The sequence below is a fragment of the Streptomyces sp. L7 genome, assembly GCF_050990935.1.
GTDB lineage: Bacteria > Actinomycetota > Actinomycetes > Actinomycetales > Microbacteriaceae > Leifsonia.
Genome location: NZ_CP194644.1, coordinates 3,568,217 through 3,586,481, shown reverse-complemented (window position 1 = coordinate 3,586,481; position 18,265 = coordinate 3,568,217). Strand labels below are relative to the sequence as shown.

Annotated in this window: 21 protein-coding genes and 1 pseudogene; 3 read left to right on the top strand and 19 right to left on the bottom strand. The window is 70.9% G+C overall.

What is annotated here, in order from left to right; all coding sequences use genetic code 11:
- Positions 1-36 precede the first annotated feature (36 nt).
- The gene (locus ACR5MH_RS18175) at positions 37-303 is read left to right on the top strand and encodes a metal-sensitive transcriptional regulator (protein WP_431348473.1); all 267 of its coding nucleotides are present in this window, start codon (positions 37-39) and stop codon (positions 301-303) included.
- A gap of 101 nt (positions 304-404) precedes the next feature.
- Here ACR5MH_RS18175 and ACR5MH_RS18170 read toward each other — a convergent pair whose 3' ends face one another.
- The 17 genes and pseudogenes from ACR5MH_RS18170 to ACR5MH_RS18090 all read right to left on the bottom strand — a co-directional run bounded on the left by ACR5MH_RS18170 (position 405) and on the right by ACR5MH_RS18090 (position 14,376).
- A complete protein-coding gene (locus ACR5MH_RS18170; protein ID WP_431348472.1) occupies positions 405-1,007 on the bottom strand; it encodes a cation transporter in 603 nt (200 codons plus the stop codon).
- Between the two features lie 49 nt (positions 1,008-1,056).
- Positions 1,057-1,344: an antibiotic biosynthesis monooxygenase family protein gene (locus ACR5MH_RS18165; protein WP_431348471.1), complete on the bottom strand. Its 288-nt coding sequence runs from the start codon at positions 1,342-1,344 to the stop codon at positions 1,057-1,059.
- Between the two features lie 35 nt (positions 1,345-1,379).
- On the bottom strand, positions 1,380-2,309 hold the full coding sequence (locus ACR5MH_RS18160) for a cation diffusion facilitator family transporter (RefSeq protein WP_431348470.1): 930 nt from the start codon (positions 2,307-2,309) through the stop codon (positions 1,380-1,382).
- The gene (locus ACR5MH_RS18155) at positions 2,306-2,446 is read right to left on the bottom strand and encodes a hypothetical protein (RefSeq protein ID WP_431348469.1); all 141 of its coding nucleotides are present in this window, start codon (positions 2,444-2,446) and stop codon (positions 2,306-2,308) included. The genes ACR5MH_RS18160 and ACR5MH_RS18155 overlap by 4 nt, the downstream gene beginning before the upstream one ends.
- A 42-nt stretch (positions 2,447-2,488) precedes the next feature.
- A complete protein-coding gene (locus ACR5MH_RS18150) occupies positions 2,489-2,884 on the bottom strand; it encodes an ArsR/SmtB family transcription factor (protein WP_431348468.1) in 396 nt (131 codons plus the stop codon).
- A gap of 150 nt (positions 2,885-3,034) precedes the next feature.
- Positions 3,035-3,319 carry a hypothetical protein gene (locus ACR5MH_RS18145; protein WP_431348467.1) on the bottom strand — a complete coding sequence of 95 codons (285 nt, stop codon included), beginning with the start codon at positions 3,317-3,319 and terminating at the stop codon, positions 3,035-3,037.
- A gap of 131 nt (positions 3,320-3,450) precedes the next feature.
- Positions 3,451-4,410 carry an NAD(P)/FAD-dependent oxidoreductase gene (locus ACR5MH_RS18140; protein ID WP_431348466.1) on the bottom strand — a complete coding sequence of 320 codons (960 nt, stop codon included), beginning with the start codon at positions 4,408-4,410 and terminating at the stop codon, positions 3,451-3,453.
- Entirely contained in the window at positions 4,403-4,780 is a 378-nt protein-coding gene (gene fdxA, locus ACR5MH_RS18135) for a ferredoxin (protein ID WP_431348465.1), read from the bottom strand. Before fdxA ends, ACR5MH_RS18140 begins: the two co-directional genes overlap by 8 nt.
- The gene (locus ACR5MH_RS18130; RefSeq protein ID WP_431348464.1) at positions 4,777-6,177 is read right to left on the bottom strand and encodes an FAD-dependent oxidoreductase; all 1,401 of its coding nucleotides are present in this window, start codon (positions 6,175-6,177) and stop codon (positions 4,777-4,779) included. Before ACR5MH_RS18130 ends, fdxA begins: the two co-directional genes overlap by 4 nt.
- A 13-nt stretch (positions 6,178-6,190) precedes the next feature.
- Positions 6,191-6,946 carry a uroporphyrinogen-III C-methyltransferase gene (gene cobA / locus ACR5MH_RS18125; protein ID WP_431348463.1) on the bottom strand — a complete coding sequence of 252 codons (756 nt, stop codon included), beginning with the start codon at positions 6,944-6,946 and terminating at the stop codon, positions 6,191-6,193.
- On the bottom strand, positions 6,943-7,854 hold the full coding sequence (locus ACR5MH_RS18120) for an ABC transporter permease (protein ID WP_433862017.1): 912 nt from the start codon (positions 7,852-7,854) through the stop codon (positions 6,943-6,945). The genes cobA and ACR5MH_RS18120 overlap by 4 nt, the downstream gene beginning before the upstream one ends.
- Positions 7,844-8,596 (bottom strand): ABC transporter ATP-binding protein, encoded by a 753-nt coding sequence (locus tag ACR5MH_RS18115; RefSeq protein ID WP_431348461.1) that lies wholly within the window; start codon positions 8,594-8,596, stop codon positions 7,844-7,846. The genes ACR5MH_RS18120 and ACR5MH_RS18115 overlap by 11 nt, the downstream gene beginning before the upstream one ends.
- A 1-nt stretch (position 8,597) precedes the next feature.
- Positions 8,598-9,650, bottom strand: coding sequence for an ABC transporter substrate-binding protein (locus ACR5MH_RS18110; RefSeq protein ID WP_433862016.1), 1,053 nt, complete (start codon positions 9,648-9,650; stop codon positions 8,598-8,600).
- Between the two features lie 14 nt (positions 9,651-9,664).
- Complete coding sequence (locus ACR5MH_RS18105; RefSeq protein WP_431348459.1) at positions 9,665-11,011, bottom strand: sulfate adenylyltransferase subunit 1; 1,347 nt, start codon at positions 11,009-11,011, stop codon at positions 9,665-9,667.
- Positions 11,011-11,946 (bottom strand): sulfate adenylyltransferase subunit CysD, encoded by a 936-nt coding sequence (cysD, locus tag ACR5MH_RS18100; protein ID WP_433862015.1) that lies wholly within the window; start codon positions 11,944-11,946, stop codon positions 11,011-11,013. The genes ACR5MH_RS18105 and cysD overlap by 1 nt, the downstream gene beginning before the upstream one ends.
- Before the next feature lie 100 nt (positions 11,947-12,046).
- Positions 12,047-12,667: pseudogene (locus tag ACR5MH_RS18095) on the bottom strand (phosphoadenylyl-sulfate reductase); the annotation flags it as partial.
- Positions 12,664-14,376, bottom strand: coding sequence for a nitrite/sulfite reductase (locus tag ACR5MH_RS18090; RefSeq protein WP_431348457.1), 1,713 nt, complete (start codon positions 14,374-14,376; stop codon positions 12,664-12,666). The gene ACR5MH_RS18090 and the pseudogene ACR5MH_RS18095, both read right to left, overlap by 4 nt.
- 183 nt (positions 14,377-14,559) lie before the next feature.
- Here ACR5MH_RS18090 and ACR5MH_RS18085 point away from each other — a divergent pair, with 183 nt between their 5' ends.
- Positions 14,560-15,327, top strand: a complete 768-nt coding sequence (locus tag ACR5MH_RS18085) for a sirohydrochlorin chelatase (protein WP_431348456.1) — start codon at positions 14,560-14,562, stop codon at positions 15,325-15,327.
- 263 nt (positions 15,328-15,590) lie between these two features.
- Here ACR5MH_RS18085 and ACR5MH_RS18080 read toward each other — a convergent pair whose 3' ends face one another.
- Positions 15,591-16,373, bottom strand: coding sequence for a carbon-nitrogen hydrolase family protein (locus ACR5MH_RS18080; protein ID WP_431348455.1), 783 nt, complete (start codon positions 16,371-16,373; stop codon positions 15,591-15,593).
- Positions 16,374-16,435: 62 nt separating this feature from the next.
- Positions 16,436-17,350: a carbon-nitrogen hydrolase family protein gene (locus ACR5MH_RS18075; RefSeq protein ID WP_431348454.1), complete on the bottom strand. Its 915-nt coding sequence runs from the start codon at positions 17,348-17,350 to the stop codon at positions 16,436-16,438.
- A 141-nt stretch (positions 17,351-17,491) separates the two neighbouring features.
- On the opposite strand from ACR5MH_RS18075, the gene ACR5MH_RS18070 reads away from it, so the two are divergent.
- Complete coding sequence (locus ACR5MH_RS18070) at positions 17,492-18,247, top strand: FadR/GntR family transcriptional regulator (protein WP_431348453.1); 756 nt, start codon at positions 17,492-17,494, stop codon at positions 18,245-18,247.
- The last annotated feature ends 18 nt before the right edge of the window (positions 18,248-18,265 follow it).

Sequence of the window (18,265 nt, the reverse complement as noted above, 5' to 3'; positions counted from 1 at the left end):
TCACCCCGCGCCGGCATCATGAGAAAGAAGACCACCGTGGCCACCACCACCGCCGACATCAAACCCGTCCTCAACCGGCTGCGCCGCGCACAGGGCCAGCTGAACGCCGTCATCGCCGCCGTCGAGAACGGCGGCAAATGCCGCGACGTCGTCATCCAGCTTGCCGCCGTGTCCAGCGCGCTCGACAAGGCAGGCTTCCAGATCATCTCCACCGCCATGCAGAAGTGCCTCACCGACCCCGACGACACCTCCGACCCGATGACCGTCGAGGAGCTCCAGAAGCTCTTCATGACGCTCTCGTGAAGACGGTGAGCGAAACGGCGTCGCCGAGGGGCGTGGTCGTTCACCTCGGTGAGGCCGACGCTGCAAGCACGCGGGCGTGATTGACTCGGGCGAACAGGCGTCTACCCGGCCGCAGTCTCGCGGAAGATCTCAACCGCCTCGCGGATCGCGTAGTAGACGATGACCAGGGTCGCGGCCGAATCGGCCCACCACCACCCGAAGACGGTGTTCAGCAGGACGCCGAGCAGCACCGCGCAGGCCAGCAGCCCGTCGATCATGGTCACCCGGCCCTCTTTCTGGAGCACCGGGTTTCGGAGCGCGCGCCCGGTTCGCGCCTTGAGCGCCGCGAGGACGAACATGGTGATCGCCGTGATGCCGGTCCAGATGATTCCGCCCACGCTGCCGTCGGGGCGGTGACCGGTGAAGAGAGCGGCGGCGGTCTGGATGAGGAGGTAACCGGCGAGACCGACGAAAGCCGCGCCGATCAAACGGAGGGCGACCCTCTGCCGGTGTTCTCCCGTCCCTGAGAGCTCCCAGATCACGACGGCGCTGGCGCCGATCTCGATGAGCGAGTCGAGCCCGAATCCGGCGAGGGCGACGGAGGCGGATGACACGGCGAGCACGGCGAGCACGATGACGCCGACGACATTCCAGGCCAGCGTGATCCACTCCAGGGTGAAACCGGTGCGGAGAAGCGCACGTTCGTCAGGGGCGAGATCGGTCATCGTTCGATTCCTTCGGTCATCCGCTGGAGAGCGCCGGGGTTATGTCGTCTCAGAGGTCGACGACTTCGAATTCGAGCAGGTCGGCGCCGGTCGCGACCGGGTTCGTCCCCCCGTGGGTCATGCCCGACTGGCCTTCGCGCCACGCCTGGTAAGCCTCCTCGTCGGCCCAGGTGCTGACGACGAAGTAACGGTCTTCGCCCTTCACCGGGCGCAGGAGCTGGAAGCTCTCGAAGCCGATGTGCTGGTCGACGTCGTGCGCCCGGCCGGCGAACCGGGCCTCGAGGTCGGCGCCGCGCTCAGCGGGGACGTGGATGGCATTGATCTTCACAACGGACATGGTGGCTTCTTCCTTCGGGGTGGTCTTCGGTTCGGTCAGTGGTCGGCCGCGACGGGCGTCACGACGAAATCGTCCAGGTTGCGCAGGTCGCCACGCACCCGCTCGGACGCGCGCTCCGCCACATGGGTGGCGTCATGGAGGGTTGCAGCGTCGGTGGTCACGACGGCCGAGCCGAGGAGGCGGTGGCCGACCCAGCGCAGTTTCACGGTGCGGATGCCGGTGACGCCCTCGGTGTGCTCCAGGCCGTGCTCGACCCGCTCGATCAGGTGCGGGTCCACAGCGTCCATGAGGCGGGCGCCGACGGACTTCACGGTGCCCCACAGCAGGATCAGGATCGAGATCGCGATCAGCAGACCGATGATCGGGTCGGCGATCGGGAAGCCGAGCAGGACCCCGATCGCACCCAGCACGACCGAGAGCGATGTGATCCCGTCGAGTCGGGCGTGCACACCGTCGGCGACCAGCGCTGCCGAGCCGATCTTCCGCCCGACGCGGATCCGGTAGATCGCCACGAGCTCGTTGCCCGCGAACCCGATGACCCCGGCGGCGATCAGCCACCAGGCGTTCTGCACGGGGTGCGGGTGGATGAACCGGTCGATCGCCTCCCACCCGGCGACGACTGCGGAGAGGGCCACCACGAAGACGATGAACAGGCCGGCCAGGTCTTCGGCGCGGCCATAACCGAAGGTGTAACGGCGCGTGGCGAGCCGGCGGCCGAGCACGAACGCGATCCACAGCGGCACCGCCGTCAGTGCATCCGCGAAGTTGTGGATGGTGTCGGCCAACAGCGCGACGGACCCGGTGAAGAAGACGAAGCCGAGCTGCAGCAGGGTCGTGCCCAGCAGAATGAACATCGACACTTTCACCGCGGTTACGCCGGCCTTGCTGGCTTCCAAGGCGTCGTCGACCGAGTCTGCGGCGTCATGGGTGTGCGGGACGAAGAGATCGTAGAGAAAGCCCTTCACGCCACCGTGCGGATGGGAATGCCCGTGGTCGTGGTCGTGGTCGTGGCCGTGGTCATGGTCATGGTCATGGTCATGGTCATGGTCATGGTCGTGGTCGTGGTCGTGAGGATGCTCGTGGCCGTGACCGTGCTCGTCATGGGAGTGCGGGTGCTCGTCGTGCTCGTGGGTGTGGATCCCGCTCATGCGTGTGCCTCCTCCACTGCCGCCGCCTCCGTTGCTGCTGCCTCCACATGATGGTGCCGCGGGGTACCACCCAGAGAGTGCTCGGCCTGGAAGATCGCATCCGTCACGAGGCGGCTGGCGTGCTCGTTCTCCAGCCGGTAGAACACGCGCTGCCCGTCCTGTCTGGTCGAGACGATCCGAGCCAGACGCAGCTTCGCCAGATGCTGGGACACCGCCGACGGCTGCTTGTCGAGGATGTCGGCAAGGTGGTTCACCGACAGCTCGCCTGCATCCTTCAGAGCCAGGACTATCCTCACCCGGGTGGCGTCGGCAAGCATCCCGAACACCTCAACCGCGAGCTCCACATACTGGCTGTCGGGCAAGCGACCGCAAATCGGCTTATCTGCATCCATACGCAGATTAAATAACGGCCGAAGGCCGGATGCAAATCGTCGGCCCGAAGTCGGACGACCCGAGGACCCTCACCGGTTCAAGTCGCGACGTTCAGCCGGCCGTCGGGGTCTCCCGCTCCACTCCTCACGGTGAAGGCCGGGCGACTGCGGCTAGATTCCCCACTCGTCGAAATCGTCCGTCGGCGGGACGACGGACTCCGCAAGCGAGGCCCCGGCTGCAGCCAAATCATGGGAATCGTCCATTTCCGGGTCGGGTAGTCGCTCGACAAAGACCGGCAACCCCGGGGTCACCATCACCTCTACCGTCTCCCCGCGAACGTTGAAGATCACAAAATCTCCGCCGGATCGCGCAGCATCCGTGAGCCGTCCGCGCAGTACCGCGATCTCAGCGTCAGACACGGCGAAACGACGGCCGGCCAAACTCACAAGATACATACCCAAAATGTGGATCTTTTCGAGTCGAAGACGTTCGCGAGGTTGCAGCCTCGACGAGCGATGCGGGTGTTTGAGCGCTCCTTCGGCGCTGTACCGAGCTTAACTCGGGGGCCGTCCGAAATCTAGCCAATCTAGGAACTGTGACACGCGTGAAACCGACCGGCGGAAGCGGACGGATCCTCCCCAGCGAAGTGAAGGTCTCCGACGATGGCAGCGGCGACACGTGCACCGTCGCCGGCAGCGATGATCATCTGCTGCGGCCCCGGCGCGGCCACGTCTCCCGCGGCATACAGCCCCGCGACCGTGGTCCGCCCGCCGTCGTCGGTCGTGACGAAGCCATCTGCTGACGTGCCGGGACGAATGTCGTCGAGGAAGCCTGCTGGGACCGACCACTTCGGACGCACGAAGCCGCCCTCGACAGGAACCGACCGACCGTCCTCCAACAGCACGGAGCGGACAGCGCCCCGCTCCCCCTCGAGATCCGTGACCGCGGTCCGCTCGAGCCTGATCCCCCGCTCGCTCAGTGCTGCACCCTCGGCGGCGGTGACCACCGGTGCGCCGTTGGTGAAGACGGTGAGGTCGGTGGTCCAGCGGGCGAGGTGGATCGCGCGGCGCGCGAGATCGGGTGTTTCGCCGATGAGCGCGAGCGGTCTGCCTCGGAGGTCCCACGCGTCGCAGGCGACGCAGCTGAAGACGCTCATCCCGTAATAGGAGCGGATGCTGGGCAGCGCCGGGAGGGTCTCGGTCAGGCCGGTGGTGAGGAGAACCGCGGCGGCTGAGACCGTGCGGAGCTCGCTGGGTGCTCGGCCGGGGATCTCGACGAGGAACCTGTCCCCGTCCTTCCGAACGGAGGTCACAACCCGGCGCTCCAGGTGTTCGACATTCTCATAGGCGGAGAGCTCGGCCTTCGCCAGCGAGCGCAGTTCGGTGGGGCGAATGCCGTCGCGGGTGAGGAAGCCGTGCGAGCGGAGGGTGGCCGAGTTGCGCGGGCGACTGGCGTCCACCAGGACGACGTCCACCAGGGCGCGCGCGAGGTTGAGGGTGGCGGACAATCCGGCGGGGCCGCCTCCGATGACGACGACGTCAGGCATGCGCGACGCCCTCCCGCGACGATTCGGTCTGCGACCACTCGGTCTGCGGCGACCCGGTCTGCGGCGGCAGCGCGGCGATCAGCGGGTGGTCATACGGCTGCGGCCCGACCTTCGCGGCACCGCCGGGGTTGCCGAGCTCGCTGAAGAACTCGACGTTCGCAGCGTGGTAGTCGGCCCACTCGTCGGGGAGGTCGTCCTCGTAGTAGATCGCCTCGACCGGGCAGACCGGCTCGCACGCTCCGCAGTCGACGCACTCCTCGACGTTGATGTAGAGGGAGCGCTCGCCCTCGTAGATGCAGTCGACCGGACACTCGTCGATGCAGGCGCGGTCCTTCACGTCCACGCAGGGCAGCGCGATCACATACGTCATCGGACGATCACTTCGCGGTTGGAGATCGCGACCTGCTCCTCGCGCGGCACGACCTTGACGCGCTCGCGCACGACGTCGCCGGCGAAGCCGTCGCCGAGCGCTCGCTCGTGCGCGTCGAGGGCGAGCCAGCCCTCCCAGGTGGTGTAGCGGACGCCGCGGGACTCCAGGAAGTCGAGCACGGCCTCCTCACCGGGGCGCGCGGCGTCGGCCAGGGCGTCGTGATCCTCGAGAAGCTTCTCGATGGTCTCCCCGGCGTCGCCCTTGGTGTGGCCGATCAGGCCGACCGGGCCGCGCTTGATCCAGCCGGTGGTGTACAACCCGACCACGGGCACGCCGCCGTCGAGGACGCGGCCGCCGTCGTTCGGGATGACGCCGGCGGTGTCGTCGAACGGCACGTCCCGCACCGGGGTGCCGCGATAGCCGACCGCCCGGTAGACGGCCTGCACGTCGTAGTCGAGGAACTCGCCGGAGCCGCGGATGCCGCCCTGCCCGTCGGGTTCGGTGCGCTCGAAGCGGATGCCGGTGACGGCCTCCTCGCCGAGCAGCTCGACCGGCCGATGCCAGAAGTGCAGGTGCAGGCGGCGGGGCGCGCCCGTGGGCTCCCGGTCGCGCCACGACTGGAGGATGCGGGCCATCACCTTCGCCTGGTTCCCTGCCGCGCGCCGCTCGCCGGTCGTCACGTCGGCATTCGTCGCCTCGGCTGCGCGGTCGAAGTCCTCCTCGTACAGCACGATGTCGACGCCGGGGACCTCGCCGAGCTCGCGCAGCTCGATCGGTGTGAACTTGATGTCCTCCGGGCCGCGGCGGCCGAAGACGTGCACATCCTCGACGGGCGAGGAGAGCAGGCCGGCGTGCACGTTGTCCGGGATGTCGGTGCTCAGCAGATCGGCCGGGTGCTTGGCGAGTACGCGGGCGACGTCGAGCGCGACGTTTCCGTTGCCGAGCACGGCGAGCTGCGTCGCGTCGAGCGGCCAGTGCCGGGGCACGTCGGGGTGGCCGTCGTACCAGGACACGAAGTCGGCGGCGCCGAAGCTGCCGGGCAGGTCGAGCCCGGGGAGGTCGACGATCGCGTCGCGCTGGGCGCCGGTGGCGAAGATCACCGCGTGGTAGAGCGACTGGAGCTCGTCCACGGTGATGTCGGCGCCGACCTCCACGTTGCCGATCAGGCGCACCGAGCCGTCGGCGAGCATGTCGTGCAGGGACGTCACGATGCCCTTGATCCGCGGGTGGTCGGGGGCGACTCCGTAGCGGATGAGCCCGTACGGAGCCGGGAGCAACTCGAACAGGTCGATCCGGGCGTCGATGCCGGCCTCGGCGGCGCGGGTGCGCAGGATGTTGCCGGCGTAGATTCCGGCGGGTCCGGCGCCGACGACGGCGACGCGGAACGGTCGGGTCATGAGGTGTGCCTCTCTATACGGTGCGGTGCTGTGCTGCAGGGATGGGGAGGAGGTCGGGGTCGGCCAGCCGGACGACGTCGCCGACGACGATCACGGCGGGCGAGCGCACACCGCGCGCGGCGGCGTCGGCGGCGATGGTGCTGAGCGTGCCGATGGTGACGCGCTGGCCGTCGCCGTAGCCGTCCTCGACGATGGCGACCGGGCAGTCCGCGCCGCGGCGGCCGGCGGCCAGGGTCGCCGCGGTGGCCGCGAGCCCGGAGACGCCCATCAGGAGGACGACCGTGTGCTCGGGTCCGCCGGGAACCTCGTCGATGTCGGTGTGCGCGGACAGCACGGTGAACCCGGCGGCGACACCGCGGTGGGTGACCGGGATGCCGGCGATGGACGGGACGGCGATGGCGCTGGTCACCCCGGGCACGACCTCCACCGGGATGCCGGCGGCGCGGCAGAACTCGGCCTCCTCGCCGCCACGGCCGAAGACGAACGGGTCGCCGCCTTTGAGGCGGACGACGCGCTTGCCCGCGCGGGCGTGCTCGACCAGGAGCTCGTTGATCCGCGACTGCGGGACCGGGTGGTGGTGCGGCTGCTTGCCGACGTCGATGACCTCGGTGTCGGGGCCGAGGTCGTCCAGCAACGCGCGCGGGCCGAGTCGGTCGGCGATGACGACGTCCGCCGCGGTGAGCAGTTGCCGCCCGCGGACGGTGATCAGGTCGGGGTGACCGGGACCGCCGCCCACCAGGGCGACGGAGCCCTGTGCCTGTGTGTTCATCGGGTAGCTCCTGTCAGGCCGCGGCGGCGCAGCAGCGTCCGCTCGATCGGTGCGAAGAGGGCCAGCTCGACCACGATCCCGACGACCAGGATCGTCAGGATGGTGGCGAGCACGGTCGGCAGGTCGGCGAGCTCCCGGCTCTGCTCGAGCATGGAGCCGAGCCCGAAGCCGAGCGAGCCGGCGATGATCTCGGCGGCCATGAGCGACCGCCACGCGAAGGCCCAGCCCTGCCGGAGTCCCGCGATGTAGCCGGGCAGCGCGGCCGGGAAGAGGATCCGGGTCTGCTGCTGGCGGCGGTTCGCGCCGAGGATGACGCCGACGCGACGCAGTTGCGGGGGCACCTGGTCGATCCCGGCGAGGAGACCGTTGACGATCGAGGGGACGGCGCCGAGCAGGACCACGAAGTAGATCGCTGCATCGGTGAGGCCGAACCAGATGATCGCGGCGGGAACCCAGGCCACCGACGGCAGCACCTGGAGGCCGGAGAGGATCGGGCCGACGGCACGGCGCAGCCAGCGCACCTCGGCCAGCAGCAGGCCGAGCGGGGTGGCGATCAGGATCGCGAGCAGGAACCCGAAGCCGCCGCGGCCGAGGCTGGTCCCGATGGCCGTGGCGAGGTGGCCGGAACTCGCCGCGCTGCCGAGCGCGTTGAGAACGTCGGCCGGCCCCGGATGGAGATCGGGTCGCGGGTGGGCGATCACGGTGTAGAGCTGCCAGGCGATCAGTGCGGCGAGCACGAAGACCGTGGTCGGGAGGACGGCTCTGGCGATGCGGCGTGCCCGGCGTGGCGCGGCATCCGGAGCGGTCTGGAGGGAGTCGAGCCCGGCCTCCAGGGCGCGCAGCTCGGACGTCTCGCTCAGAGCGCGAATCGGCTCGATTGTCGTCGACGCAGTGGCTTCAGGCGGCATTGCGGATCAGCTCCTCTCGCAGCCGGCGGGTGATCTCGTCGTCCAGGCGGGCGGTCTCCACCGGGTCGGCCCCGGCGCGTACGTCGCCGGGCACCGCCCACTCGGCGGCCACACGGCCCGGTCGCGAGCTCAGCAGCACGATCCGCTGCCCGAGGCGTAGCGCCTCCCGCACGTTGTGGGTGACGAAGACGATGGTGCGGCCGGTCTGTCGCCAGATCCGCTCCAGCTCCCCATGGAGCAGGTCGCGGGTGATCGCGTCGACGGCGGCGAACGGCTCGTCCATCAGCAGCACGTGCCGGTCCTGCGCGAGCGCCCGGGCGAGGGCGACGCGCTGCCGCATCCCGCCGGAGAGCTCGTGCGGGCGGCGGTCGGCGGCGTGCGTGAGCGAGACCAGTTCCAGGAGCTCGTCGACGCGGGCACGGCGCCGGTCGCGCGGGAGGCCGCCGAGGTCGAGGGCCAGTTCGACGTTGCGGCGGGCGGTCAGCCACGGCAGCAGGGCGGCATCCTGGAACATCATCGCGACCGGCCCGCTCGGCACCACGATCTCGCCTGCGGTCGGCCGGTCGAGCCCGGCGATCAGGTTCAGGATGGTCGACTTGCCGCACCCGGACGCCCCGAGCAGGCAGACGAACTCGCCGTCGCCGATGCGCAGGTCCACCCCGTCGAGCACGACGGGAGCGTGCGCGCCGAAGCGCTTGCTCACTCCCGCGAGGGCGACGGCGGCGCGGTCGAGGTCGTCCATGTCATCGCCCCAGTCCGCCGGCGGAGGCGGCCGGCTGCCCGGCCGCGCTGCGGACCGCGTTGAGGGCGGTGAGGTCGAACAGGCCCTTCAGCGAGCCCTTGGTGGCCAGCCCGACCGTGCTCGCGTGCTGGACGAGCGTCGGGAACGCCGTCGCATCCGGGTCGGTGGCGAAGCTGACGTGGTCCAGCGCCCGCACGAGCACCCCCTCCGGCAGCTCCTTGCCGGTGTCGGCCTTGAGCTGCGCGTTGATGTCGTTGCCGACCGTGGCCGGATCCTTCAGGGCGTCGACGGCGTCGGCGTTGCCCTGGACGAGCGCTTTCACCGTCTGCGGGTGCGCCTTCAGGAACGCGGTCGAGACGGCGAGCACCGTGGTCGGGAACGTCCCGCCCGGCCAGAGCGACGCCTCGTCGACCAGCACGGACGCGTTCCCGTCGAGCACGAACCGGGACACCCACGGCTCGGGTACCCACGCGCCGTCGATCTTCCCGGCCTGGAACAGGGTCAGCGCCTGTGCGTTGTCGGTCGGCGAGACGGTGACGTCGCCCCCGCCGGTCAGCGACGTGTGGAGGCCCTGCTTGGTCAGCCAGTAGCGCAGCGCCACGTCCTGCGTGTTGCCGAGCTGGGGGGTCGCGATCGTCTTCCCCTTGAGCTGGCCGGCCGAGGTGATGTCGCTCGTGACCACGAGGGCGGCGCCTCCCGTGGCGACCCCGGAGACGATCGTCAGAGACTGGCCGCCGCTCTTCAGGTACGAGTTGATCGCCGGGCTCGGGCCGATGTACGCGGCGTCGATCGCGCCGGCGCTGAGCGCCTCGATCTCGGCGGGGCCTGCGCTGAACTGCTTGGTCTGGAGCTCGGTCGTGCCGAGCGCCTTCTGCAGCAGTCCGTCGTGGATGCCGATCAGCGCCGGGGCGTGCGTGACGTTGTCGAAGTAGCCGACACGGATCGCCTTCGCCGGGGCGGGGTCGGCGCCGGCCGCGGAAGCCGCGCAGCCGGTCAGGGCGGCGGTGGCAGCGGCGAGCGCGAGGACTGCGATGGTGCGGAGCGGTGTTTGCACGGGGAACCCCTTCTTCAGGAGACGATGCCGGCGGCGAGCGTCGCACCGGACTGGGGGTCGATGAGCAGGAACGCGCCCGTGTCGCGGTTGGCCGCGTACGGCTCCACCGGCAGCGCCTCCGCGAGCTGGAGGGTGACGTGGCCGATGTCGTTGACGTCGAGCGCGTCGGCCGGGACGATCCGGAGGGTGGTGAGGTCGCGGCGGCCTTCGATCCCGGTGAGCCGGGCCTGGACGGTCGCGGTCCCCCACTTCAGCAGCAGCCGGGCTCCGGGGACGCCGCGGGACGGGTCCAGCCAGAACACCTCCGCGGTGAGCGCCGACCGTGGCTCCGGGAGGGTGGCTGCGGTTCCGATGAGGGCGCCGCGGGCGAGGTCGAGGTCGTCGGCGAGGCTGACCGCGACGGACTGCGGCGCCACCGCAGACTCCACGCTGCGGCCGGCGACGTCGATGCGGGTCACGACCGAGGTCGCGCCGCCGGGCAGCACGCTCACCCGGTCGCCGACGGCGACGGTTCCCGAGGCGATCCGTCCGGCGGCCGAGCGGTAGTCGCGGTACTCGGTCGCGTCGAGACCCGGTGCCAGCGCGCCCTGGGGCCGCAGCACCAGCTGCACGGGGAGGCGGAGGTCCTCCGCCGGCGTCTCGAGCTGGTCGGTGCTCGGCAGCGCCTCCAGCAGTTCGAGCAGCGCCGGTCCGTCGTACCAGGGCGTGCGCGCCGAGCGGTCGGCGACGTTGTCCCCGTCGACCGCGCAGACCGGCACGACGTGGAGGTCGCGGATGCCGAGCTCGTCGGTCACCTCGGCCAGCTCTTCCGTCACCTGCCGCACCCGGTCGGCGTCGAAGCCGACCAGGTCGATCTTGTTGATCGCCACGATCACGTGCGGCACGCGCAGCAGGCTGATGACCGCGAGGTGGCGGCGGGTCTGCTCCAGCACGCCGTTGCGGGCATCCACCAGCAGCACGACCGCGTCGGCGGTGGTCGCGCCGGTGACCATGTTGCGGGTGTACTGCACGTGGCCCGGGCAGTCGGCGAGGATGAACGAGCGGGCGTCGGTGGCGAAGTACCGGTAGGCGACGTCGATCGTGATGCCCTGCTCGCGCTCGGCGCGCAGGCCGTCGGTGAGGAGGGCGAGGTCGAGCCCGCCGGCCTCGCCGCCGAAGCCGCGCTCCCGGGAGGTGCGCTCGACCGCGGCGAGGTGGTCCGCGAGGATCGCTTTCGAGTCGTGCAGCAGCCTGCCGACCAGGGTCGACTTGCCGTCGTCGACCGAGCCGGCTGTCGCGAAGCGGAACAGGGTGCCGCGGGTCGCAGCGCCGGCCGCCGGGGCGGGGAGCGCCGCGCGGGTGTCGTCGTCGAGAAGAGTCATCAGAAGTATCCCTGCCGTTTCCGGTCTTCCATCGCGGCTTCGGAGATGCGGTCGTCGGCGCGGGTCGCGCCGCGCTCGCTGAGGGTGGAGGCCGCGACCTCCCGCACCACCGCGGCGACGTCGCGCGCGTCGGACTCGACCGCGCCCGTGCAGCTCATGTCGCCGACCGTGCGGTAGCGCACCAGTCGCTGCTCGACGGTCTCGCCGCGGTCGGCGGGCGAGACCGGGCCGACCGCGCGCCACATCCCATCGCGGGCGAACACGCCGCGTTCGTGCGCGTAGTACAGCGGCGGCAGCTCGATGCCCTCGCGCTCGATGTAGCGCCAGACGTCGAGCTCGGTCCAGTTGCTGATCGGGAACGCCCGCACGTGCTGGCCGGGCGTGTGGCGGCCGTTGTAGAGGCTCCACAGCTCGGGGCGCTGGTTGCGCGGATCCCACTGGCCGAATCCGTCGCGCAGCGAGAGGATGCGCTCCTTCGCCCGCGCCTTGTCCTCGTCGCGGCGCGCGCCGCCGAAGACCGCGTCGTGCCGGCCGGCCTCGATCGCATCGAGCAGCGGGACGGTCTGCAGCGGGTTGCGGGTGCCGTCGGCGCGCTCGCTGAGCCGGCCGTCGTCGATGTAGTCCTGCACCCGGGCCACGGCCAGCGGGATGCCGAATCGCTCGGCCGTCGCGTCGCGGAAGTCGAGGACCTCCGGGAAGTTGTGGCCCGTGTCCACGTGCAGCAGCGAGAACGGGATGCGGGCCGGCCAGAACGCCTTCGCCGCCAGGTGCAGCACGAGCACGGAGTCCTTGCCGCCGGAGAACAGCAGCACCGGCCGCTCGAACTCGGCGACGACCTCCCGGATGATGTGGATGGACTCGGCCTCGAGCTGGTCGATCAGGTCGAGGGAGCGCGGGGACGTCAGGGTGGTGTCGGTCATTCGTGCAACCCGCATTCGGTCTTGGCGAGCCCGGCCCAGCGACCGGAGCGCGGGTCCTCCCCTCGGCCACCGGCTTGGTGCACGGTTCGCAGCCGATCGAGGGGTACCCGTTGGACAGGAGCAGGTTCATCGGCACCGCGTTCGCCGCGGCGTAGTCGAGCAGCTCGTCGAACGTCCAGGCGGCGAGCGGGTTGACCTTCACCAGGCCGTTCTTCTCGTCCCAGGTGATGAACGGGGTCTCGGTGCGGGTGGGCGCCTCCTCGCGGCGCACGCCGGTGAACCAGAGTTCGTAGCCGGTCAGCGAGCGCTGCAACGGCTCCACCTTGCGGCGGGCGCAGCACAGGTTGGGGTCGCGGGCGAACAGCTCGGCGCCGAACTCCGCGTCCTGCTCGGCCACCGTCTGCTTCGGCTTCACGTCGACCACCCGCACATCCAGTGCGCGGGCGACCTCGTCGCGGGTCACGTACGTCTCCACGAAGTGGTAGCCGGTGTCGAGGAACAGCACGTCGACGCCCGGCAGCCCCGCCGCCACGACGTGCGGGAGGACGGCGTCGGCCATCGAGCACGCGACGGCGGTGCGCTCCACGGCGAAGTTGTCGGCGACCCAGCGCACGATCTCCTCGGCGGTCGCGCCTTCCAGCTCGCGCGCGCCGCGCTCCGCGAGCGCACGGAGCTCATCGACCGGCCGCAGCTCGGCGGGTCGCGCGGGCAGGCTGCCCAGGTTGGTCGCGGTCACTGCAGCGCCTCCTCGTCGGCCCGGTGCGCCCACTCGGCGAACGTCTCGGTGTCGGTGCGGTCGGTCAGGAAGCGCTTGACGACGCGCTCGACGTAGTCCGCGATCCCGTCCGCGGTCACCTTGAGGCCGCGCACGGTGCGGCCCAGGCCTGCCTCGTCGCGGTCGCGGGAGGCGAGGCCGCCGCCCAGGTGCACCTGGAAGCCGGGCACCTGGCCGCCGTTCCCGTCCGGGAGCAGCTGACCTTTGAGCCCGATGTCGGCGGTCTGGATGCGGGCGCAGGAGTTCGGGCAGCCGTTGACGTGGAGGCTGAGCGGCGCCGGGAGGTCGAGGCCCGCCAGCCGGTCCTCCAACTGCTGCACGGCGGCGGTCGCGGTGAGCTTGGTCTCCACGATCGCGAGCTTGCAGAACTCGATGCCCGTGCACGCAATCGTGCCGCGGCGGAACACGCTCGGCTTGGCCGTGAGCCCGAGCGCGTCGAGCTCCGCGACGGCCTGCTCGACGTTCGCCTCGGGGATGTCGAGGGCGAGGATCTTCTGGTGCGGCGTCGTCCGCAACCGGGTGGAGCCGTGCCGCTCCAGGAGGTCGGCGAGCTGACCCAGGCTCGTGCCGGAGACACGGCCGACGAACGGCGTGACGCCGATGAAGTAGCGGCCGTCCTTCTGCCGGTGGACGCCGACGTGGTCGCCGGCGGTCGTCGGCGCGGCGGGCGCCGGGCCGTCGGCGAGCGGTTCGCCGAGGTACTCGTCCTCCAGCACCTGCCGGAACTTCTCGACCCCCCAGTCGGCGAGGAGGAACTTCAGGCGGGCCTTGTTGCGCAGCCGCCGGTAGCCGTAGTCGCGGAAGATCCGCACGACCCCGTGCCACACCTCCGGCACCTGCTCCGGCGGGACGAACGCGCCCAGCCGCTCCGCCAGCCGCGGCGTCGTCGACAGGCCGCCGCCGACCCACAGGTCGAAGCCGACACCGAGTTCGGGATGCTCGACCACGACGAACGACACGTCGTTGATCTCGTGGACCACGTCCTGACTCGGGTGCCCGCTGATCGCGGTCTTGAATTTGCGCGGCAGGTTCGCCAGCTCCGGGTCGCCGAGGAACCGCTCGGCGATCTCCTCGATCAGCGGCGTCGGGTCGATCAGCTCGTCCGCAGCGATGCCCGCCACCGGCGAGCCGAGGAACACCCGCGGCACGTCGCCGCAGGCCTCCGTCGTGCTGAGGCCCACCGCTTCCAGCCGCCGCCAGATCTCGGGTACGTCCTCCACCCGGATCCAGTGCAGCTGGATGTTCTGCCGGTCGGTCAGGTCGGCAGTGTCGCGGCCGAACTCGGTCGAGATGCCCGCGATCGTCCGCAGCTGCTCGGTCGTGAGCTGGCCGCCGTCGATGCGGACCCGCAGCATGAAGAACTCGTCCTCGAGCTCGTGCGGCTCCAGCGTCGCGGTCTTGCCGCCGTCGATGCCGGGCTTGCGCTGAGTGTACAGCCCCCACCACCGGAAGCGGCCGTGCAGGTCGGTCGGGTCGATGGAGGCGAAGCCGCCGTCGGCGTAGACGCGCACGATGCGCTCGCGGACGGCCAGGCCGCCGTCCTCCTGCTTCCAGGCCTCGTTGCCGTTCAGAGGCGCCGTGCCATCGACCGCCCACTGACCGTTCGGCCGGGCGTCCGAGCGGCGCGGCCGTACGGCCGTCCGTGCGGTGTGCTGTTCCGAGATCGTCATGGGAATTCCCTCCTCCGCTGCGGGGCGGATCGAGTAGGGAACCTAGGCCGGATGCGAGACGCGACGGAAGGGCGGCGGTAATAAATGGACGTAATCCAGAAATCGCGAACGGCTCCTCAGGCATCCTGGACGGGCCCGGTCGAGGTGCCTCCGCCTCGCCGTCCCCCGACCACCGGAGCCCGCATGATCGCCATTCTCACCGTGTCGCACGGCACCTCCGACCCGCAGGGCCAGCGGGCGGTCTCGCGCTTCGCCGAGTCGGTCCACGATGCCGTGGACGCGGATGTCGCCGCCCACGCGTTCGTCGATGTGCAACAGCCCGACGTCCCGTCCGCGCTGGCGGCTCTTCCGGCCGACGCGACGATCGTGATCGTGCCGCTGCTGCTGTCCCGCGGCTACCACCTCGGCCACGACCTCCCGGAGGCCGCGGCGCCGTTCGGCGAGCGTGTCATCGTCGCGCCCGCACTCGGCCCCGATCCGCGGCTCGCCGAGATCCTCCGGCGACGGCTGCACGAGGCCGGCCTGGGCCGGGACGACCGGATCGTGCTCGCCGCCGCCGGATCGAGCGATCGCGCGGGCGTCGACGACGGGTTGGCAGCAGGGCTGCTGCTCGGCGTCGCGTGCCATCGCCCGGTGACCGTCGGCTTCCTCAGCGCCGCGCAGCCGCCCCTCGACATCGCGGTCGGCAGGGCTGCGCCCGAAGGCTCCGGACGAGTGGTCGCCGCCAGCTACCTGCTCGCCCCGGGATACTTCCATCAGCTCGTCCAGAAGTCGGCCGCCGACATCGTCACGGAGCCGCTGCTCCGCCACGACCGGATGACCGACTGGGAACTCGTCGCCATCGCGCGGAATCGCTACTTCTCCGCCCTGTCCGACGCCGGCGTGGGTTCGTCACCTGTCGCCACGCCACGCCCCCGGGCCAGGAGCACGATCGACGCGACCAAGCCGTAGGCCGCGCCGCCCAGCAGGATCAGCGCGGACACCATGACCCCCGGGGCCGCAGACGCCGGCGAGAGCGTCAGACTCGCGACGGCGACCAGGATGAGGCTCGCGCTGAGCCCCACGAAGAAGACCAGGGCCCGCCTTCGCTCGGTTTCTCGATCGGACACTGCGCCTCATCTCGTCATCGCCGGTCGGTGTGATCTGAGGCAGGATATGCGGCCAGGGCCGGCCGGGCGTAGCTCTCGTTACGCTTCGTGAAGCGAGCAGGAGCTCTACGCGTACCGCCGCTGCTGAAGCGCCGGATTCCGCGTGCGCGCGGCATCGACGTCCGCTGCGGCCACCTCGACGGTCGCCAGCGCCGGGCTGTCGCCGAGTTCCCCGACGACAGCGCCGAACGGGTCGGACAGGAGGCTCGTGCCGATCGAGATCGTGGAGGCCTGCGAGATCGCGGCGACGAAGCAGGTGTTCTCGATGGCGCGGGCCTTCGCCAGGGTGCGCCACTGGTCGACCTTGCCTGGGCCGGGAACCCAGGAGGAGCAGGCCAGGACCACCTGCGCGCCGGCGTCTGCGAGGCGGCGGCCCAGTTCGGGGAAGCGGAGGTCGTAGCAGGTCATCAGTCCGAAGGTCAGGCCACCGACCTCGAAGACGACAGGGTCGAGGGAGTCGCCGGGCGCGATCCACTCCGACTCGCGGAAGCCGAACGAGTCGAACAGGTGGAGCTTGCGGTAGCGGGCGATGACCGACCCGGTCGCGTCGACCGCGATCAGCGTATTGTGCGGTCTCGGGTCGTCGTCCGTCTTCTCGACGATACCTGCGACGATCGCGATGCCCACGGTGGCGGCCAGCTCCGCGAGCGCCGACACGAACGGCCCGTCGAGGGGCTGGGCCGCGGTCGCGAAGGACGCGTCGACGGCGCGCTTCTCGTACATCGTGTACTCGGGGAAGACCACAAGCTCCGCGCCGTCCGCGGCTGCCGCCTCCGCGGCCGTGCGGACGAGCCCGAGGTTGCGCTGGATGTCGTCGTCGGAGTCGATCTGCGCGAGGGTGATGCGCACAGTCTCTCCTCTCTCGGCCGGATCGCGGGGCCCGGACGGCCGCGGACAAGCATACGTCGGTCTCAGCGGGTCGCGTTCCCGACGACGGCGGCGGACGGCGCCCAGCGTGCCGGGTCGATGCGGCCGGAGTAGAGCGGCAGCTCGAGAGGCGCGTCCGTCGGCTCGAACTGGGCCCACATGCGATTGGAGCCGGCGGTGCCGGACCCGCGCACGCGGGTGACGGCGTCCAGGTCGATCGTCTCGACGAGGATCGCCGGGTCGGCGCCCGAAGCGGCTGCGAGGACCGCGCCCTCGGGGTCCACGATGAGGCTGCGGCCCTCGCCGATCGGGCCGGCGCAGTTGACGCTCACGGTGAAGGTCTGGTTGACGATCGAGTTGGCCTGGGCGAGCACGACCTCCTGGGCGCGGTCGGGGGTGGTGGTCTTGACGACGTTGACGACGGCTTCGGCGCCCATCCAGGCGAGGTGCCGGGTGACCTCCGGAAACCAGGCGTCGTAGCAGATGGAAAGCCCGAGGCGTCCGGTGCCGGGAATGTCGAAGACGACGAACTCGCCGCCGGGGACGTACGGCTCGAAGGGCCGCCACGGGAAGATCTTGCGGTAGCGCGCGGTCAGCTCGCCCGTCGGCGAGAAGACGAGCGCCGTGTTGAAGAGCTCGCCGGCGGGTCCGCGCTCGCACACGCTGCCGGGGACGAGCCAGACGCCCGCCTCCCGCGCGATGTCGCCGAGCCCGGCGATCAGCGGCGAGTCCAGCGCGACGGCGGAAGCGTCGAGCAGCTGGTTGCGGTCTGCCGGGGCGACGCGCTCGGGACCGAAGAGGTGCAGCTCGGGGTAGACGACGAGTCGCGCAGCCCCGTCCGGGTGGCCGTCCGCGGTCGAGGCGGAGATCGAGCGCACATCGTCCGCGAACACCTCGAGCGCAGTCCCGATCGGCAGCGGCGGCGCCTGGACTCCCACGATCTGCAGGGTTCGTGCCATCGTCCTCACTCCTTCGTTCGTCGACTGCTCACAGCAAAAATAGATCATTATGATCGCTTATGTCCAGCGCCGGCCGCTAGGGTGGACCGCATGACGTCGGGGAAGGACGATACAGGCGCGGGCGAAGGTGCCGGAACCGCCGTGGCGGCTCTCGTGGACCCGGCCGTCGCGGGCATCACGCGCCTGAGCGCGCTGGAGACGGTGCGGGCCCGCATCGCGCTCGCGATCGAGCTGGGCCTCCTCGCCCGAGGAGATCGCCTGCCCACCTACCGCCAGGTGGCCGAAGCGCTCGGGGTGAGCGACATCACCGCCCGCCGGGCGCTGGAGAGCCTCGCCGACGACGGCCTCCTGGCCCGGCGCCGAGGCCGGGCGGGCGGCACCTTCGTGGCGGAGCGCTCCGCGGCCTCCGCCGTCTCGGCCGTCGGCGCCTACCTGGACGACGCGGCGAAGGTGCACGAGCTGATCGACCGCCGGACGCTGCTCGAGTGCGCCGTCGTCCATCACGCGGCGCTCGTCATCAGCGACGCCCAGCTCGCCGAGCTCGACCGCTACGTCGAGCAGGCGGGGCGCGCAGAGGACTGGAGCGGCTACCACTCGGCCGACGAAGCGCTCCATCTGGCCATCGCACGGGCGAGCGGCCTGCCCTGGGCCCTCCCGCACTACAGCACGACGCTGTACGCCCTGTACGAGTACTTCCTGCCGTACCCGGTGGCCTATCTCCACCGCGTCAACGCCGAGCACGCGGAGGTCGTCGACGCCCTCCGCCGCCACGACCCGGTGGCTGCGGTGTCGATCATGGAGGCGCATGTCCAGACCCTCCATCGCTCCATGTTCGTGGGCATCGCCGCGGCGGGCGAGGACGGAGCGCGAACGGCTGCGCCGGACGCCGACCGCTGATCGGACGTCCGGCGCGAG

Coding starts and splice junctions, on each gene's coding strand:
- ACR5MH_RS18170 (WP_431348472.1), bottom strand. CDS start 1,007: ATGACCGATCTCGCCCCTGACGAACGTGCGCTTCTCCGCACCGGTTTC.
- ACR5MH_RS18165 (WP_431348471.1), bottom strand. CDS start 1,344: ATGTCCGTTGTGAAGATCAATGCCATCCACGTCCCCGCTGAGCGCGGC.
- ACR5MH_RS18155 (WP_431348469.1), bottom strand. CDS start 2,446: ATGACGAGCACGGTCACGGCCACGAGCATCCTCACGACCACGACCACG.
- ACR5MH_RS18150 (WP_431348468.1), bottom strand. CDS start 2,884: ATGGATGCAGATAAGCCGATTTGCGGTCGCTTGCCCGACAGCCAGTAT.
- ACR5MH_RS18145 (WP_431348467.1), bottom strand. CDS start 3,319: ATGTATCTTGTGAGTTTGGCCGGCCGTCGTTTCGCCGTGTCTGACGCT.
- ACR5MH_RS18140 (WP_431348466.1), bottom strand. CDS start 4,410: ATGCCTGACGTCGTCGTCATCGGAGGCGGCCCCGCCGGATTGTCCGCC.
- fdxA (WP_431348465.1), bottom strand. CDS start 4,780: ATGACGTATGTGATCGCGCTGCCCTGCGTGGACGTGAAGGACCGCGCC.
- ACR5MH_RS18130 (WP_431348464.1), bottom strand. CDS start 6,177: ATGACCCGACCGTTCCGCGTCGCCGTCGTCGGCGCCGGACCCGCCGGA.
- cobA (WP_431348463.1), bottom strand. CDS start 6,946: ATGAACACACAGGCACAGGGCTCCGTCGCCCTGGTGGGCGGCGGTCCC.
- ACR5MH_RS18120 (WP_433862017.1), bottom strand. CDS start 7,854: ATGCCGCCTGAAGCCACTGCGTCGACGACAATCGAGCCGATTCGCGCT.
- ACR5MH_RS18115 (WP_431348461.1), bottom strand. CDS start 8,596: ATGGACGACCTCGACCGCGCCGCCGTCGCCCTCGCGGGAGTGAGCAAG.
- ACR5MH_RS18105 (WP_431348459.1), bottom strand. CDS start 11,011: ATGACTCTTCTCGACGACGACACCCGCGCGGCGCTCCCCGCCCCGGCG.
- cysD (WP_433862015.1), bottom strand. CDS start 11,946: ATGCGGGTTGCACGAATGACCGACACCACCCTGACGTCCCCGCGCTCC.
- ACR5MH_RS18090 (WP_431348457.1), bottom strand. CDS start 14,376: ATGACGATCTCGGAACAGCACACCGCACGGACGGCCGTACGGCCGCGC.
- ACR5MH_RS18085 (WP_431348456.1), top strand. CDS start 14,560: ATGATCGCCATTCTCACCGTGTCGCACGGCACCTCCGACCCGCAGGGC.
- ACR5MH_RS18075 (WP_431348454.1), bottom strand. CDS start 17,350: ATGGCACGAACCCTGCAGATCGTGGGAGTCCAGGCGCCGCCGCTGCCG.